Here is a 16347-nt window from a genome sequence, read left to right as displayed (position 1 = left end):
GATATTTCCCCCTGAGATTAAGTGATTGGTTTCAAGTCGTGCGGTGTTCGGGTTCGAGGCGCTGCTGTGTGGCGTAAGAGCAGTTCGTCTCAGCGCTCTCCATCGGACAAATCGACGGCAGAACCGCTGCCACCGTGATCGCCGGAGCGGACCGCGTGGCCGGCCGCCGATGCACCGTGCCGAATGGCCTCGGCACGTTTCATGCGTCGCGCCCAGTCGGGTTGCCCTTCGGCCGAAGTGCTTGCGGCCTGCTCGCCTGCGTGCCCACCTCCGCCGAGCGCAGCCGCTGCGCGGCGCAAAGGGCTCATGGCGGCCGAGCCACCGGCCTCGGCGACACCAGCAAGGCCTGCGGTTCGGTAGGCGGCGGATACTCCACTGAAGACCGCGCCGCCGCCGCGCGCGGCGCCTGCGATGGCGCCGCCGGCGAGACCAGCGCCACCGGCGGCAAGTCCCGCGCCGGCAGCCACGACTCCGCCAGCGGCAAGTCCGGTACCGACAGCCGCACCGGCGCCGAGTTGTGGACCGCCGGACACCAGGCCGTTTGCGATTCCGGGACCGAAGATGCCGAGGCCCAGCAAAGAGAGCGCCGCAAGCACCAACGTCATCGCGTCTTCGATCATCGGCTGCCCGCCAGCAAAGCCGGAGGTGAACTGCGAGAACAGGGTCGAGCCGATACCGACGATCACGGCCAGGACCAGGACCTTGATTCCGGAGGATAGGACGTTGCCCAGAACCCGCTCTGCCGCGAAGGCGGTCTTGCCAAACAAGCCAAAGGGAATGAGGACGAAGCCGGCCAACGTCGTCAGCTTGAATTCGATCAGGGTGACGAAGAGCTGGATCGCAAGGATGAAGAAGGCGAGCAGCACCACGACCCAGGCGAACAGGAGAACGACGATCTGAACGAAATTCTCGAAGAAACTGATGTAACCCATCAAATTCGAGATCGAATCGAGCAGCGGTCGGCCAGCGTCGAGTCCGACTTGAGCGATCTTTCCCGGCCGCAGGAAATCTGATGCAGACAGGCTTGCGCCGGACGCTTTCAGCCCAAGACCGGCAAAGCTCTCGAAGACGATGCGTGCCAGACTGTTCCAATTACCGATGAGATAGGTGAAGACGCCGACAAAGAGTGTCTTCTTGACGAGGCGCGCGATGATGTCCTCGTCCGGTCCCCAACTCCAGAACAACGCGGCGAGCGTAATGTCGATCGCGGCAAGGGTCGTTGCGAGATACCCGACGTCACTCCCCAGCAGCCCAAAGCCGTTGTCGATATAGCGAGTGAACGTTTCCAGGAACTGGTCGATGATCCCCGTACCGGTCATGGCTTGCCCGCCTCAGGTGTGGCGAGAGGCGGATATCCTTGCGGGACCCGGCTCTGATCCTTTGGGACCGACGCTAGGCCTGCGGCGGCTTCATGGTGGCCTGCGATACCATCTTTCTTGCCAAAGAAGCGGCGGCGGCTTTCGGCCCAAAGCTGCTTGCAATGCTGATAACCTGCCGCTTCCTCCGACGTGATGCTGCGGCAGCGCGCGAGTTCAGCGCTGGTTGCACCCGTCGTCTGCTCCGCCGTCTGCGGCGCAGGGTCGTTCCCACCACGAAGCTGAATTGTACAGGCCGCGACGACAAACACGCCGATCGAAACAAGCAGCGACAATGCCTTGAACGCGTTTACATCGGTCATTAGTGGAACATCTGCACGTTAAATGATTGATAGCCCTGCCCCGGTGTCAAAAACCTTCGGAGCTGTTCCCGCCCCTGATCCTGGGCAGAGGCCCGCTGCGCCGCTTCAAGGCTTTGCGCCCTGCCCTGTGCCGCCACGGCAGCGGTGAGATCGGCGAGTTGCTGGGCCTGGAGCGCGAGAATCTGATTGCCGGCTTGCGTCGCCTGAAGAGCGCCGCTGGCGCCTTGGCTTGATGTCACCAATGCGGACGTCTGGATGCGGTTGGTGTCGAGATTTCCGACAACGCCAGCTTGGACGCGGAGCGCGTCCTGCAATGCGGCGACCGAGTTCTGCCATCTCGACTGCGCGTTTAAGACCAACGCTTGGTTCGACTGGCTGCTGGCAGCTGGTGCATAACTGGTCGAGAAGGCGCGGTCGATCTGCTGGACGTCGTAGGCGATCCGCTGAGCCTGGGCCAACAGCAGCTGGGTCCGCTGAATCGATGATTGCAATTGCTGCAGCGACGAGTACGGCAGGTTTGCCAGATTCTTGGCCTGATTGATCAGCATCTGCGCCTCGTTCTGCAACGAGGTGATCTGGTTGTTGATCTGCTGGAGTTCCCGGGCAGCGGTCAGGACGTTCTGAACGTAGTTGTTGGGATCGAAGACAATGAGCGCGCGTGAGGGCACCGTGACGACGAACGCCAGAGCAACGGTACCCGCCGTCAGCAACAGACCAAGACGCCTCATACCGATTTCTCCAGATTGACGAGGTTGGGGATCAGGTCAGTGGCCCAGGCAACGCCGCGGTGCTGGAGCCATGCCGGCACGAAGCCATCAGGCCCATGTTCGGCGAGCAGCCGCGCGATGGCGACCTGGTCCGTCTTGGAGGAGGCTGCTGTAAGGGCGAGCGCGACCTCGCCGAGGCCGAGTTCGAACATCCGGTTGCCGCGACGAGACTGGCAATAATAGTCGCGTTTTGGCGTTGCCCGGCTGAGAAGCTCGATCTGTCGGTCATTGAGACCGAAGCGGCGGTAGATGGCGGTGATCTGCGGCTCGATCGACCGTTCGTTCGGCAGCAACAGCCGCGTCGGGCAGCTTTCGATGATCGCCGGCGCAATGGCGGAGCCATCGATGTCCGACAGGGACTGGGTGGCGAAGATGACGGACGCGTTTTTCTTTCGGAGCGTCTTCAGCCATTCGCGGAGCTGGCCGGCAAAGTCGTCATCGTCCAGGGCAAGCCAGCCTTCATCGACGATCAGAAGTGTTGGACGGCCGTCGAGACGATCGCCAATACGATGAAAGAGGTAGGCCAGCACGGCCGGCGCCGCGCTCGTTCCGATCAACCCTTCGGTCTCAAACGCCTGAACCGACGCCTCCCCAAGGCGCTCGCATTCGGCGTCGAGCAGGCGCCCGGAAGGACCGCCCAGGCAATAGGGCTGCAAGGCACGTTTTAGGGCGTTGGATTGCAGCAGAACGGACAGGCCCGTCAGGGTTCGCTCCTGCATCGGCGCCGAGGCAAGAGACGTCAGCGCCGACCACAGGTGATCCTTAACCTCCGGCGTGATGTCGATCTTTTCGCGTGCCAGGATCGCACCGAGCCACTCCGTGGCCCAACCGCGCTCTGCGGAATCCTCGATCCACGCCAGCGGTTGCAGGGCAACTGGTTGGTCGTCTCCGTCAGACAATGCGCCGCCGAGATCATGCCAGTCGCCGCCCATGGCGAGCGCGGCCGCGCGTATCGAGCCGCCAAAATCGAACGCAAAGACCTGAGAGCTCGGGTAACGGCGGAACTGGAGCGCCATCAGAGCGAGCAGGACCGACTTGCCAGCACCTGTTGGCCCCACCACGAGGGTATGGCCGACGTCGCCGACGTGGAGGGAGAATCGGAATGGGGTCGATCCCTCGGTCTTGCCAAACAGGAGCGGCGGACCTTTGAAGTGCAGATCCCTCGCCTCGCCGGCCCACACGGCCGACATCGGAATCATATGGGCTAGGTTGAGGGTCGAAACCGGTGGCTGCCGGACGTTGGCATACACATGTCCCGGCAGACTACCGAGCCAGGCTTCGACGGCGTTCACCGTCTCGATCATGCAGGTGAAATCGCGGCCCTGAATGACCTTCTCGACCAGCCGCAGCTTTTCATCCGCAGCATTGGGATCGCGGTCCCACACCGTGATGGTCGCCGTAACAAAGGCTTGTCCGATCTGGTCCGAACCCAGGTCCTGCAACGCCGCGTCGGCATCTAAGGCCTTGTTGTGGGCGTCGGTGTCGAGCAGCGTCGATGCCTCGTTCGTCATGACCTCCTTAAGGATGGCGCCGATGGACTTTCTCTTGGCGAACCACTGGCGACGAATTTTGGTCAGCAGCTTGGTGGCATCGTTCTTGTCGAGCATGATTGCCCGCGTCGACCAGCGATAGGAAAATGCCAGGCGGTTCAGGTCGTCCAGAATTCCCGGCGTCGTCGCGCCGGGAAAGCCGACGATCGTGAGAACCCGGAGGTTCGCTGAACCCAGCATCGGCTCGAGCCCGCCGGTCAACGGCTGGTCGGCCAGCAGCGCATCGATGTACATGGGAATTTCTGGAACCCGAACGCGATGACGCTTGGTCGAAATCGTCGAGTGCAGGTACGTCAGCGTGTCCTGATCATCGAGCCAGGCGCATTCGGGCATGAACCCTTCCACGAGCTGCAGCACGCGGTTGGTTTGATCGATGAACCCACGGAGCACCTCGCCAGCATGGGCTCCAGCGGTGCGATCGCGACCCTCGTAGAGTAGTCGCTCTGCCCTGGCGGCCCCCTCCTCCGGGGGCAGATAGAGGAAAGTCAGGAAATAGCTGGACTCATAATGGGCGCCAGCCTCTTCGAACTGAGCCCTACGTTCCGCATCAACCAGCGCGGACGCGACGTCCGGAAAGGTGCTCGGCGGGTAGCTACCGGCAAAATGGCGCTGCGCCTCGACAAACACAGCCCAGCCGGATCCAAGGCGGCGCAAAGCGTTATTTAGACGACCGGCGACGGCGACGAGTTCAGCCGGCACCGCGCTGTCGAGATCCGGGCCCCGGAATTTTGCTGTCCGTTGAAACGAACCATCCTTGTTCAGGATGATTCCCTCGTCGACCAGAGCTGCCCAAGGCAGGAAGTCGGCAAGCCGGGCATTAGAATGACGATATTCGGCGAGGTTCATCATGACCGAGAGCTCAGGCGTTGAGATGGCCGGGAATGCGCAGGTGTCGGCGCACGACATCGACGAAAGCGGGATCGCGCTTGGCGGCCCAGACGGCGGCCATGTGGCCGATGAACCAGAGGACGAGACCCGCGATCCAGAGCCGCAGTCCAAGTCCAAGGGTTGCCGCAAGCGTGCCGTTAATAATCGCGACCGATCGCGGCGCGCCGCCCATCAGGATTGGCTCAGTGAGCGCGCGGTGAACCGGTACGACAAAGCCTGCGACTTGATCATCCATTAGATCACCACGCCGCCGCCAAAAGAGAAGAACGACAGGAAGAAGCTCGAGGCCGCGAACGCGATCGACAGACCGAACACGATCTGGATCAGCCTGCGGAAACCACCTGACGAGTCCCCGAAGGCCAGCGTGAGCCCGGTCACGACGATGATGATGACGGCGATGATCTTGGCGACCGGGCCCTCGACCGATTGCAGAATCTGATTGAGTGGCTGCTCCCACGGCATGTTCGAGCCCGCCGCCCATGCCGGCGCCGTCGTCAGAAGAACCGTACCGGAAGCAATGAGTGATGCGACTTGCCGAAGAAAATCAGAGTTCGAACGCATGTCAGTCTCCTGCTGGTGAAAGGCTGTAGTCGCCGGCGGCACCGAGCCCCGCGACTTGGGCGAGTTCAGCGAGGCGACGGTCAGCGCCGCGCCCATTAAGGACCGCGACAAGATTGATGGTCTCGGCGATCAGGGCGCGCGGAACCGTGATGACGGCCTCCTGGATGAGTTGCTCGAGCCGCCGCAGCGCACCGAGCGCGGTGCCCGCATGAATGGTGCCGATGCCACCGGGATGACCAGTGCCCCAAGCCTTGAGGAGATCGAGTGCTTCAGCGCCGCGGACCTCGCCGATCGGAATGCGATCGGGACGCAGTCGCAGTGAGGAGCGAACGAGGTCCGATAGCGTGGCCACACCATCCTTGGTCCGCAACGCCACAAGATTTGGCGCTTTGCACTGGAGTTCGCGGGTATCCTCGATCAGCACGACGCGATCGGAGGTCTTTGCCACCTCGGCCAGGAGCGCATTCGTCAATGTGGTCTTGCCGGTCGATGTCCCACCGGCGACGAGTATGTTCTTCCGTGCGGAGACCGCGCACTTCAGGATCTTGGCTTGCTCCGAAGTCATGATCCCCTTGGCGACGTAGTCGTCGAGCGTGAACACGGCGACAGCGGGTTTGCGGATCGCGAACGCCGGTGCGGCAACGACCGGAGGCAAAAGCCCCTCGAAGCGCTCGCCGGTCCCAGGCAGTTCTGCCGAAACCCGTGGTGCACCGGCATGCACCTCGGCGCCCACGTGATGCGCTACTAAGCGGACAATGCGCTCGCCGTCGGCCGCGGACAGAGTTTCGCCTGTGTCGATCAGGCCACTCGACAGTCGGTCAATCCACAGTCGCCCATCTGGGTTGAGCATCACCTCGATAATCGCTTCATCTTCGAGGTAACCAGCGATCGCCGTTCCGAGCGCACTGCGTAGCATTCGCGCGCCGCGAGAATTCGCTTCCGATTGAAAGGAATGGATTGCCACAGTCACCCCCAGCAACGAGGGCATCCAGAGAGGGCCCTCAGATGGGGATGATTAGAAAAGGCACCGACGGACTTGGCGCAACAAGCGCTTTCGGTGATCGTAGAGCAGCGTAGAAAAAGAAAGGCCGAGAACCGGCAATTGAGGCTACTCAATTGTCTTGGTTCGCCGCGAGTTGCGGCTCACCACGTCGCATCGTCATCGGCGGGCACGAAGATGAGCGAATCCTCACACGACCCAACTGACTCGACGGCGTAGGAAACATCAGCCTGCTTGAAGTCGAGAATTGAACTCATCCACGAAGCGATGGATCGGCGCCAAGGCAGCGCGAACCAAATCGACGCCGCGATCTGCAGCGCTACGTTGAGGCCGAACGCGACTTGATAGGCTTGTACGGGCCTATGGCCATCATTCGCAGACCATTGCTCCAGGACCAGACCTGTCGCGTATTGAGCCAGAAATGCCCAGCCAAAGTGCAGGACGTTCAAAGCCGCGTTGGCACGACCGGCAAGCTCCGGCGGAAAGTAATCCGCTATCACCGCGAAGCTGACCACGGTTGCCGTTCCGACAATTGCGACAATGGACCAGGGCAAGATGGACGGCAGAGGCGCTCGCAGGATCAAGACTGACTCTGCTGCGATAAACAGCATTGCAATTATCGCTAGTATCGTCTCCGCCCCGATACTTCTTCGTTTGATGTAGTGGACGGTCATCCCGAACAACCAGGCACCGCAGCTCAAGACGATCGACATTATGAAAAGCCGTCCGACCACAGCTGTGTGATCGAACCCCTCTACATCCATTAGCCACGGCGATACCCACAATCCCTGCAGAGACCAAGCCGATCCAACGCAAGTCGCCGACAACGGGGCGATACGCCAGAAACGCCTGTCGCGGAAAACGGAGCTGAGGGTCGCGGGAACTGATGCCGGTGGTCGTATGATGACTCGTTCCGGCACCACTACATAGACGAGAACGGCGGTAACACTGGTCGCGGCCGCCAGGATTTCAAAGAGCTGTCGCCAGCCGATCCAGGTAAGGAGATACTCAGCGGGTGCCGTGGCGGTGACTGCTCCTAGTGACCCCAGCATGATCATATAGCCATTGAGCAAGGCCACTCGCTCGCCAGGATACCAGAGAACGATTGACTTCAGTCCAGAGGTGAGCGCCGCTGCCACGCCAAGCCCGATCATTGCGCGCGCGATCAAAAGTGGCAGGAATCCAGTGGACACCGCGAATAGTCCAGCACCCGCGGCGGCCACCAACAGTAGAGCACTCTGGACACGACGCGGACCAAATCGGTCCAACAATATGCCGACGGGGATCTGAGCCGCCGCGAAAACCAAAAAATAGACTGACGTAAGCAGTCCGAGGTCGACAGCCCCAAGCCCGGTATCCGAGCTGAGATGACCGGCGATCAGAGCATTGATCGTTCGAAACAGATACGAAAGATAGTATCCAGCAGCAAACGGGAGAAAAACGCGCGCGATGACACGCCATGCCCTTGAAATTTGCATGATCGCCCTTTGCTCCTCAGCTCATTCGAGCCGATAGCGCGTCCAGCTTTTTGTGAGTTGGCTAAATCGCTGCGGTCGTAGGCTGGCGTAGGAAAAGGAAGGGCCGGCGCGGTCGCCTATCCAGGATGCTCGGTCAGGATTCGTCGGCCGATCCCTGACCGCGGATATCTTCCGGAATCTCGCGCAGAAAGCTTTGCCCCTTTTGCAGACGACGGCCAAGCGCCTCGACAAATCCTTCAAAGCGTTCCCTGCCCTTTATTTGCGCGGCCGCCTGCGCATCGTTGGGCAACGGTGGCGTGATCGTCAGCCAGAAACGAATGAAGAGGGCCAAAGTCTCGGCCGTCAAACCGACGTCGCGCTCCAGCCTCTGCATCTGGCGCGAGAGCCGATCCAGGCGACGGGTGAACGCGGCCTCCCGCCTGTCTGCTCCGTCCGGTGACAGAAACGAAGCAACAGCAGCTTCCACGATCGCAGACCGGGACAGCTTTTTGCGATCGGCGAGGTCCGAGATCTGTCTCAGCAGCTCTGGCGGGAAATACACGTTCATCCGGTCGCGCATGTTGCCTCAGAGCTCCATACCGTCATTCGGGTCCATGGCGACCTGACGCGCGACGCCACGCATCTGCTGACGCATGAGTCGGGACTGGCGGACCGCGTCCTCATCGTCGTCAAGAACGGCGGCAAATTCCTCGGCTGGCGACGGCTCGGTTGTTTCCCTGACGATCGCGACGTGATCAGGGAGTTCGGGTTCGCGACGGAGCCCGCTGTTTGCCGTGTCTTCCTCTCCTTGCCCCCCGTCGATTGGAAGCGGCGCCGGCTTCAGCGGTCCAAGGGTTGACCATCCGTCCGTCCGCGATGATCGACCGGATACCGCCGGATCGGGGGGCGGCAGGACCCGCTCGGTAAACCGCCGGTCCTCGTAATAGCGGACCTTCCTGGCCCGGATCGGCGGCGTCCCCGCCACCATGACGATCTCGTCCGTCGGCGGAAGCTGCATGACCTCGCCTGGGGTCAAAAGCGGCCTCGCCGTCTCCTGGCGCGAGACCATGAGGTGGCCCAGCCATGGGTTCAACCTGTGGCCGGCATAGTTCTTCATCGCCCGCATCTCGGTCGCCGTGCCCAGCGCGTCGGATACCCGCTTGGCGGTGCGCTCGTCGTTGGTCGCAAAGCTGACCCGGACGTGGCAATTGTCGAGGATCGCGTTGTTCGGTCCATAGGCCTTCTCGATCTGATTGAGCGATTGCGCGATCAAAAAGCTCTTGATGCCGTAGCCCGCCATGAAAGCGAGCGCGGACTCGAAGAAATCAAGCCGGCCCAGCGCCGGGAACTCATCGAGCATCATCAAAACACGATGCCGGCGGTCGCGGGCATGCAAGTCCTCGGTCAAACGTCGGCCGATCTGATTCAGCACCAGACGGATCAGCGGCTTGGTCCGCGAGATGTCGGAGGGCGGCACTACCAGGTAAAGCGTCGTCGGACGGCTATCCGCGATCAGATCCGCGATGCGCCAGTCGCAGCGGCAGGTCACCCTGGCCGCTACGGGATCGCGGTAAAGACCGAGGAATGACATCGCCGTGGACAGCACGCCCGAACGCTCATTCTCGGATTTGTTGAGGAGTTCGCGTGCGGTCGAGGCAACCACGGGATGGGCGCCCCGCTCGCCGACGTGCGGCGTGGTCATCATCGCCTTCAACGTCGCCTCGATCGGCCGCTTCGGGTCGGACAGGAAGGCCGCGACGCCAGCCAGGGTCTTGTCCGCCTCAGCATAGAGGACGTGGAGTATGGCACCGACCAGCAGGGAATGGCTGGTCTTTTCCCAATGGTTCCGCTTGTCGAGGGAGCCTTCGGGATCGACCAAGACATCAGCGACGTTCTGGACGTCGCGCACCTCCCATTCCCCGCGCCGGACCTCGAGGAGCGGATTGTAGGCCGAGGACTTGGGATTGGTCGGGTCGAACAACAGGACGCGGCCGTGCCGCGAGCGGAAGCCGGCAGTCAGTTGCCAGTTCTCACCCTTGATGTCGTGAACGATGGCCGAACCTGGCCAGGCCAGCAACGAGGGAACGACGAGGCCAACACCTTTGCCCGACCGGGTGGGTGCAAAACACAGCACGTGCTCCGGTCCGTCATGGCGAAGGTAGTCGCGATCGAGCTTGCCGAGCACCACGCCATCCGGACCGAGAAGTCCAGCCGCGCGAGCCTCTTCTGCGCCGGCCCAGCGCGCCGAACCATAGGTCTCAATATTCTTGGCCTCGCGCGCCCGCCATACCGACATGCTGATCGCCGCCGCGATCGAAACGAAGGTCCCCGACGCCGCGATGAAGGCTCCCTCGACAAAGACCTGTGGTGCATAGGCGTCGTAGACGAACCACCACCAAAAGAAGACGGGCGGGTAATAGATTTTGAAGCCCAACAGTTCGAACCAGGGCCGCCCAAGCTCCGGTTGATAGGCGAGCCGCCAAGCCGTCCACTCGGTTGCTCCCCAGATGGCGAGCAAAACGATTAGCCCGACAACGATCACCTGTCCCCAGAGGATTTTGGTTCCGGACATCCCGACCATCCTTTGCGAAATTGAATCTGGCGAACTCAAGCTAGAGGCCAAGGTCGCGCTTGCGGCCAAAACCCCATTCGATGCCGCCGCCGTCCTTCACGACGCCGGTGACGTGTTGGCCGAGCTTCTTTTCGAGCTCGCGCGACCAGGGCACGAGCTGGAAGCCGAGCCCATTATCGATCATCGCAAAGCGCCCGGAGGTGAGCGTCAGCCGCTGGCGATACGTGCCCGCCACATGCTCCCCAGAGTCGGGCTTCACGTGAGGCAGGCGAGTGTCGGCCGAGAGTTTTGCGGCCACCTCGTCCAGTTCACGCCGGCGCAACGTGTTCAGGAGATCGCGCTGCAGGACGATGCGTTGGCCCTGCCGCCGCGCCAGGCCGTCCTGGATCAGATGCTCGGTACGGGCTTCCATGGCATCGCGGGTCTCGCGGCCGAATCCGCCCATGGCGAGCGGAATTGGGTCGCGTTCGACCAGCCGGAGGTCGAGCCAGGTGGCCCCTTTTGCGGTGACCTGTTCACCAAGATCGAGGTCGGAACGGGTTGCGAGCACCAAAGTGGGACGCGGATCGCCGGCTTGACCGAAGCGCCGGACTTCGACGATGCCGCCGTTCGGCGGTGCATGTTCGAAGGCTTCGATCCCTCGGAAGCGCACGTGGTGCACGCGCCCGTCAGTTCCATCGATCAGAGCGTAGGCCTCGCCCGTTAACTCGTCATGCAATCCACGATCGACCAGCCGTCCGATGAGTTGGGACGTCGGCTGTCCCCCTTCGATGACGAAGTCGGCAACGCCGCGTGCCTCGCCACGCTCGGCAAAGGCGCGGTGCATGGTCTTGATGATATCGCCACGCACACCGAGGTCGCGGAGATTCCGCTCGGCCTCGAGCCCAATCATCCATTCCCCGGGCGCGGCGGATGCAGCAAGGCACATCTTCTCCAGGTGCTGAAGACGACCAACCATCAGGCGCCTGATCTCGGGATCGGACTTGAAGGGATGCTCTGGGCGAAGATCGATATAGCCGGTCTCATCGGCCCCCAACCGGATCTCCCGATCGAGCCGGGTCCATCGCTCTGCCGTGACTTCCCTCTCCAGCGAACTGCGGATCTCGTGCTCCGGACTCGGCCCCAATTCGATGGCGACCAGTTCCTCGGCGCGGGAGCGCAGGCCCTGGCTGATGTAGTCACGCGAGATCACCAGATCGGCTCCTTCCGCATCGACTCCGCGAACGAGCAGATGGACGTGAGGGTTGTCGGTGTTCCAGTGATCGACGGCCACCCAATCGAGCCGCGTGCCGAGATCGGTCTCCATCTGCCTGGCGAGATCGCGGATGAAGGCCTTGAGGTCCGTCATGTCGCCGGCGTCCTCTGGCGAGACGATGAACCGGAAATGATGCCGGTCGTCCTTGCAGCGCTCTGCGAAAGCCGCGCCGTCAGCACGATCGCTGCCGGCATCGAACATCTCGGCCCTCTCGCCGCTTCGGGTCACGCCATCACGCTTCAGGTATAAAAGATGAGCGGTCAATGGCGCGGAGCGGAAGGCTCGCCCCTTGTGTCGGACGATACGCGCCTTCACAACGACGCGGCGTGAGGGGCTAAACAACCGACTGCGACTAAAGGCGAGCCGGCCGCGACCAAATGTCGAGCGCCCGTAGGCAGCAGAACGCCTGCCAGCCGTCGCTTGGCCGGAGGTGTGTCCGACCTTCTTCGCCGCGCGCAGTACCTGGTTGATGAAGCTCTTTTGCTTCGGCGCGCGTGTGCTGCGGATGCGCCCAGGCCGAATGCGTAGGTCGCTGTCGCGCACGCTCACGGCAGGGCCTCCGAACAATCAAAAGCGCGCAAGGTGCCGTAAACGCCTTTGATTGCGTTCGTGAAAATGCAAGGCGCGGCACGCGCCCCGACCGACCGGCACGCCAGAACCCAAGCCATGCCAATGGCTTGCGGTTCGACCGGCGAGCCCCTTTTATCTCGCCGTCCTGCCGTCGTAGTTTCCCGGCCGCTGATTCCCGCGGCCCAACCTCCAAGCCAACTCGGTGCTCGCGAAGCCCCTACCGCTTCCGCGCGCTTGCGATAGCGATCGTTACCCGAAGGGCCGAGACACCTGAAGGGTGGCTCGGTGAGGAGCGAAGCGACGAGTAGAGCGCAGGCCGAAGGCATCGCCCATACGCCATCAACACGCGGCACCTGCTTGGTGAAGCACACGAAGGCTTGCGAACCCGCGCACTTGGTCATTGCGATACTCCCGCCTCCGATCGAGGGACGAACACGCCAATAGGCCGGGGGACCATGAGCGAAACATCGGGCGCAGAGATTGCAGTCGTGACGCCGCTCGACGGCATGAGAGCCGGCAACCGAACGCGTGTTTTCATGAGACCGGATCGCGTGACGAATAGCGTTGCAGCTGCTGCTGACTGTCCGCTGGACGGCCATCTCGGCGGCAATTCGATGCCAAGTAGACTTGCAAGTTTCGCGACGTAGGCTCGCGTCTCCTCTGGCAGAGAGCCGCCTGCGAGATGCTCTTCATAGCGAGATGGTCCAACGTTGTACGCGGCAAACACGCCAGGCGAGCCGTACCGGTCCAGCAGTTCTCGCAAATAGGCCGTACCGGCCAGAATGTTGTCGTGCGGGTCGTAGGGGTCGTTCCCGAGATTGTAGCGCTCGCGAAGTTCCGCCCAAGTCGCCGGCATGATCTGCATTAGGCCCATTGCGCCCTTGGGCGACTTGGCGTGCAGGTCTCTAGCGCTTTCGAGGTTAATGACCGAACCGATCCAGTTCACCGGAATTGCAAAACGCTTCGAGGCTTCGTCGACGAAAGCTGCAAACGGGTTGCTTGCCTGAGCAACCGCTTGAGCTAACACTGATCCACTCTCGGCTGGAGCAGCACTGTCCGACGCAGCGAAAACAAACAGCAGCGACACGACAGCCCAAACACGCAAGCCCGACCGAGCCAAGCATGCCGTCGTGCTTCCGCCCGTCCAGAGCAAAGCCGCTTCGCGCCGGCCATGCGGCCGCCCTTGACTGCCGCGGCGCGCGTCGGACCTGCAAGCGTTGGTCGGGACGGAGGAATGGTCCCGCGATCGATCGAAAAGAGGAATGGCGGAGTAAGAGCGTGGAACACGCACGATCACTCCTCCCACGTCCACACCTGCAGCGCGCGGCCGATCACTGCCGACGCCGGCAAGAATCCAAAATATCGGCCATCAAGAGAGTCGTCCGACTGCCAGTTCATGAGAAAGAGCTCGCCGTCTCCGACCACGCGGCAGCCTTGCCATTTCGGCAGCGGCCGACCGCGTCCGTCGCGGTCGCGGGCCTCGCCGACTGCAATTTCATCGACCGAAATCGTGAGGCCGATTCTGCAAACACTCTGCCCCGGCAGGGCGAGCACGCGCTTGAGCATGGGGACGCCAATGGGCAGATAGCCGTTAAGGTCGAGGAAGGTTGCGAGCGGCTCCGGCGGCTGCACGGCGACCAACTCAGTGACATGGAATTGTTCCGCCGGTCGCAAGCGATAGAGTCCGATCGGCACGCTCGCGGATGCATTCCAGATGTAGAGCGGAAGCGGCTCCAGGGCGATCGTCGCGGCGAGCGCAGCAGCAGCCACAAAACTCGTGGCCAGCGTCTTCAGGCGTCCCGTCATCGCATTACCCTCTGACGGTGAAGCCAGGCCTGGTGGCGCGCTTTCGTATAGGGACGCGGGTTCTCGTTGACGGACAAACGGTTATGAACGTGATGCCAATGATCAGGCGCGACATCAGCGGGATCGATACCGAGGGCCTCGATGGCATCGACCATCTGCAGCACCCGTTCGACCTTCGGCCAACCAGACAGCCGCAGCAAGATCTGTCCGCCGGGCTTCACGTACGGTACAGTCGAGCAGCGCTGTCCCGGCGCGGCCGCGCGCAAGATGTCGATCCGAGAAATGATTGTCCCAAAGTCGTTGGAGGTCCAACGGACGAAGGCAAAGATGCTGCCGGGCGCAAATGACAGGACACGCCGGTGGCGATCGATCTTGCGTTCCTCGACAACGCGGCCGAACCGAATGCGGTTTTCGATACGCTTCTCGAGCCACAACACTTCCACTTCCGTGAGATCGCTCATGCCGCGGCTCCATGACGCTGGAGCTGGTAGCCGTGAGCTTGAGGCTCGGCGGAGAGTGTGCGTGGCCCGCAAGGGCGAGCTAGACTGAGGGACCGCCGTTTCCGGGCGCCGCCAACGCGGCTTTCCGCCTGGTCCGTTAGAAGAAATCCGAAGGATTTCTGGTTAGCCGGGGTACTGACCGGTGCCCCCTCGCCGGCCGTGCTGCTGCGAAAATGCTTCACAGCGATTCGCAAACGGAACGCGTGGTGCGTGCCGGCGATCAGCGGTGGAGGCGCATGATGGACTTCTATGCAGGGCTCGACGTGTCGCTGGAGGCGACCAACATTTGCGTGGTGGACGGCGACGGCAAGGTGGTCCGGGAAGTGAAACTCGAGACCAATCCGGACGCGATCGAGCTGTTCCTGGCGGAATGGGGAATCCACCTCAAGCGCGTCGGGCTGGAAGCGTTCTCGTACAGCGCCTGGCTGTTCACGGCGCTTTCCGAAAAGGGCCTCCCGGTGATCTGCATCGAGACCCGGCATGCCAAGGCGGCGCTGAACGCCATGCTGAACAAGACCGATCGGAATGACGCGAAAGGCATCGCGCAGATGATGCGGACCGGCTGGTTCCGTGCGGTGCACGTCAAGTCGGAGGGTGCGCAAACGCTGCGCGCGCTGCTGGTCGGGCGCAAGGCGATGCTCGGCAAGGTGCTGGACATGGAGAACATGATCCGCGGCCTGTTGCGCCCGTTCGGCCTGAAAGTCGGCGAGATCTCGGTCGGCCGCTTTGACGCACGGGTGCGCGAGATCATGGCCGGGAAGAAGGAACTGGAGGCGATCGTCGCGCCGCTGTTGGACGCGCGAGCTGCGATGCGGCTGCAGCTGGCCAAACTGCATCGCCTGGCCCTGGCGGCGGCGCGCAGCGACAGCGCGGTGCGGCGGATGATGACGGTCCCCGGTGTCGGCGCACTCGTGGCGCTGACGTTCCGCGCCACGGTCGATGATCCGACGCGATTCAAGAGATCGACCAATGTTGGTGCGCATTTTGGCTTGACGCCGCGGCGCTACCAATCCGGACAAACCGACCGCGTTGGCCGCATCTCCAAATGCGGCGACGAGCTGACGCGGGCGATGCTGTACGAGGCAGCGATCGCGATCCTGACGCGCATTCCGAAGAATTTTAAGCTGCGGCTGTGGGGCCTGCGGCTCGCCAGGAAGAAGGGTCTGAAGCGCGCCGCGACCGCGGTCGCACGCGCGCTCGCCGTGCTGCTGCACAAGATCTGGATCGATGGCACGACGTTCCGGTTTGGCGCCGGCGGCAAGCGCGGCCGGGTCGCTGCGGCGATGTAAGGGCCTCCGCGACCCGGCCGCTTCCACGCGCGCCTTTTCCTTCCGCCACGGCGGAGCGGCGTCTCCCGAGGAGACGGGGATTTGGGCGAGATCGCAACTTTTCTTGCCGGCGGCTTCATGCACACCTTTGAAGCCATCATGCACGGCGCTGGTTAGCCTGACCGCCCATTCTCCAGATTCCGGCATGTGGTGGTCTTGGTGCCAACCACGGACGTTAGCGAGTTCTCCTCGACGAGCGAGCTGCCGCAAGGGAAAGTAACGAGCGCAATGCGGCGACGACGATGCTGGTGATCGCGTGATTTTGCGCGCGATCGCATTTGCGCGCGTGCAGTGGCGACAAGAATCGCATTGCAGCGAAGCTTTGCGCGTGAGAGAGTAGATGCATGAAGCATCCTCGCTGCATGCGCGACCGACTTGTTCACAACGTGCTGATTCACAACAAGAAGTTAGTGTC

General features: G+C 62.4%; 15 protein-coding genes. 1 reads left to right on the top strand and 14 read right to left on the bottom strand.

Annotated features, from left to right (window positions below):
• Positions 1 to 89: 89 nt before the first annotated feature.
• The 14 genes from trbL to HAP47_RS07100 all read right to left on the bottom strand — a co-directional run bounded on the left by trbL (position 90) and on the right by HAP47_RS07100 (position 14565).
• Positions 90 to 1319: a P-type conjugative transfer protein TrbL gene (trbL, locus tag HAP47_RS07165; protein WP_173638854.1), complete on the bottom strand. Its 1230-nt coding sequence runs from the start codon at positions 1317 to 1319 to the stop codon at positions 90 to 92.
• On the bottom strand, positions 1316 to 1678 hold the full coding sequence (gene trbK-alt, locus HAP47_RS07160) for a putative entry exclusion protein TrbK-alt (protein WP_173638855.1): 363 nt from the start codon (positions 1676 to 1678) through the stop codon (positions 1316 to 1318). The genes trbL and trbK-alt overlap by 4 nt, the downstream gene beginning before the upstream one ends.
• Entirely contained in the window at positions 1678 to 2406 is a 729-nt protein-coding gene (gene trbJ, locus HAP47_RS07155; RefSeq protein ID WP_173638856.1) for a P-type conjugative transfer protein TrbJ, read from the bottom strand. Before trbJ ends, trbK-alt begins: the two co-directional genes overlap by 1 nt.
• Positions 2403 to 4844, bottom strand: coding sequence for a conjugal transfer protein TrbE (trbE, locus tag HAP47_RS07150; RefSeq protein ID WP_173638857.1), 2442 nt, complete (start codon positions 4842 to 4844; stop codon positions 2403 to 2405). The genes trbJ and trbE overlap by 4 nt, the downstream gene beginning before the upstream one ends.
• Before the next feature lie 10 nt (positions 4845 to 4854).
• A complete protein-coding gene (locus HAP47_RS07145) occupies positions 4855 to 5118 on the bottom strand; it encodes a VirB3 family type IV secretion system protein (protein ID WP_173638858.1) in 264 nt (87 codons plus the stop codon).
• A complete protein-coding gene (locus HAP47_RS07140) occupies positions 5118 to 5444 on the bottom strand; it encodes a TrbC/VirB2 family protein (RefSeq protein ID WP_173638859.1) in 327 nt (108 codons plus the stop codon). The genes HAP47_RS07145 and HAP47_RS07140 overlap by 1 nt, the downstream gene beginning before the upstream one ends.
• 1 nt (position 5445) lies before the next feature.
• Positions 5446 to 6360, bottom strand: coding sequence for a P-type conjugative transfer ATPase TrbB (trbB, locus tag HAP47_RS07135; protein ID WP_173640613.1), 915 nt, complete (start codon positions 6358 to 6360; stop codon positions 5446 to 5448).
• 227 nt (positions 6361 to 6587) lie between these two features.
• Positions 6588 to 7922, bottom strand: coding sequence for an MFS transporter (locus HAP47_RS07130; RefSeq protein ID WP_173638860.1), 1335 nt, complete (start codon positions 7920 to 7922; stop codon positions 6588 to 6590).
• 133 nt (positions 7923 to 8055) lie between these two features.
• The gene (locus HAP47_RS07125; protein ID WP_173638861.1) at positions 8056 to 8481 is read right to left on the bottom strand and encodes a CopG family transcriptional regulator; all 426 of its coding nucleotides are present in this window, start codon (positions 8479 to 8481) and stop codon (positions 8056 to 8058) included.
• A gap of 6 nt (positions 8482 to 8487) precedes the next feature.
• Positions 8488 to 10473: a conjugal transfer protein TraG gene (locus tag HAP47_RS07120; protein WP_173638862.1), complete on the bottom strand. Its 1986-nt coding sequence runs from the start codon at positions 10471 to 10473 to the stop codon at positions 8488 to 8490.
• Positions 10474 to 10513: 40 nt separating this feature from the next.
• Positions 10514 to 12277 carry a relaxase/mobilization nuclease domain-containing protein gene (locus HAP47_RS07115; protein WP_173638863.1) on the bottom strand — a complete coding sequence of 588 codons (1764 nt, stop codon included), beginning with the start codon at positions 12275 to 12277 and terminating at the stop codon, positions 10514 to 10516.
• A gap of 418 nt (positions 12278 to 12695) precedes the next feature.
• Entirely contained in the window at positions 12696 to 13385 is a 690-nt protein-coding gene (locus HAP47_RS07110) for a lytic transglycosylase domain-containing protein (RefSeq protein WP_224924634.1), read from the bottom strand.
• A gap of 206 nt (positions 13386 to 13591) precedes the next feature.
• On the bottom strand, positions 13592 to 14104 hold the full coding sequence (locus tag HAP47_RS07105; RefSeq protein ID WP_173638864.1) for a S26 family signal peptidase: 513 nt from the start codon (positions 14102 to 14104) through the stop codon (positions 13592 to 13594).
• Positions 14101 to 14565, bottom strand: coding sequence for a DUF2840 domain-containing protein (locus HAP47_RS07100; RefSeq protein WP_173638865.1), 465 nt, complete (start codon positions 14563 to 14565; stop codon positions 14101 to 14103). Before HAP47_RS07100 ends, HAP47_RS07105 begins: the two co-directional genes overlap by 4 nt.
• 278 nt (positions 14566 to 14843) lie before the next feature.
• On the opposite strand from HAP47_RS07100, the gene HAP47_RS07095 reads away from it, so the two are divergent.
• Positions 14844 to 15893, top strand: coding sequence for an IS110 family transposase (locus HAP47_RS07095; protein WP_173638866.1), 1050 nt, complete (start codon positions 14844 to 14846; stop codon positions 15891 to 15893).
• The last annotated feature ends 454 nt before the right edge of the window (positions 15894 to 16347 follow it).

It is taken from the genome of Bradyrhizobium sp. 41S5, assembly GCF_011516665.3.
Classification (GTDB): domain Bacteria; phylum Pseudomonadota; class Alphaproteobacteria; order Rhizobiales; family Xanthobacteraceae; genus Bradyrhizobium; species Bradyrhizobium quebecense.
This window is presented reverse-complemented; position numbering and strand designations above follow the sequence as displayed.

Excerpts from the sequence above, each read along its gene's own strand:
- trbB (WP_173640613.1), bottom strand. The coding sequence starts at position 6,360 with ATGCTACGCAGTGCGCTCGGAACGGCGATCGCTGGTTACCTCGAAGAT.
- HAP47_RS07095 (WP_173638866.1), top strand. The coding sequence starts at position 14,844 with ATGGACTTCTATGCAGGGCTCGACGTGTCGCTGGAGGCGACCAACATT.
- HAP47_RS07105 (WP_173638864.1), bottom strand. The coding sequence starts at position 14,104 with ATGACGGGACGCCTGAAGACGCTGGCCACGAGTTTTGTGGCTGCTGCT.
- HAP47_RS07125 (WP_173638861.1), bottom strand. The coding sequence starts at position 8,481 with ATGCGCGACCGGATGAACGTGTATTTCCCGCCAGAGCTGCTGAGACAG.
- trbL (WP_173638854.1), bottom strand. The coding sequence starts at position 1,319 with ATGACCGGTACGGGGATCATCGACCAGTTCCTGGAAACGTTCACTCGC.
- HAP47_RS07140 (WP_173638859.1), bottom strand. The coding sequence starts at position 5,444 with ATGCGTTCGAACTCTGATTTTCTTCGGCAAGTCGCATCACTCATTGCT.
- HAP47_RS07130 (WP_173638860.1), bottom strand. The coding sequence starts at position 7,922 with ATGCAAATTTCAAGGGCATGGCGTGTCATCGCGCGCGTTTTTCTCCCG.
- trbK-alt (WP_173638855.1), bottom strand. The coding sequence starts at position 1,678 with ATGACCGATGTAAACGCGTTCAAGGCATTGTCGCTGCTTGTTTCGATC.
- HAP47_RS07120 (WP_173638862.1), bottom strand. The coding sequence starts at position 10,473 with ATGTCCGGAACCAAAATCCTCTGGGGACAGGTGATCGTTGTCGGGCTA.
- HAP47_RS07100 (WP_173638865.1), bottom strand. The coding sequence starts at position 14,565 with ATGAGCGATCTCACGGAAGTGGAAGTGTTGTGGCTCGAGAAGCGTATC.
- HAP47_RS07145 (WP_173638858.1), bottom strand. The coding sequence starts at position 5,118 with ATGGATGATCAAGTCGCAGGCTTTGTCGTACCGGTTCACCGCGCGCTC.
- trbJ (WP_173638856.1), bottom strand. The coding sequence starts at position 2,406 with ATGAGGCGTCTTGGTCTGTTGCTGACGGCGGGTACCGTTGCTCTGGCG.
- trbE (WP_173638857.1), bottom strand. The coding sequence starts at position 4,844 with ATGATGAACCTCGCCGAATATCGTCATTCTAATGCCCGGCTTGCCGAC.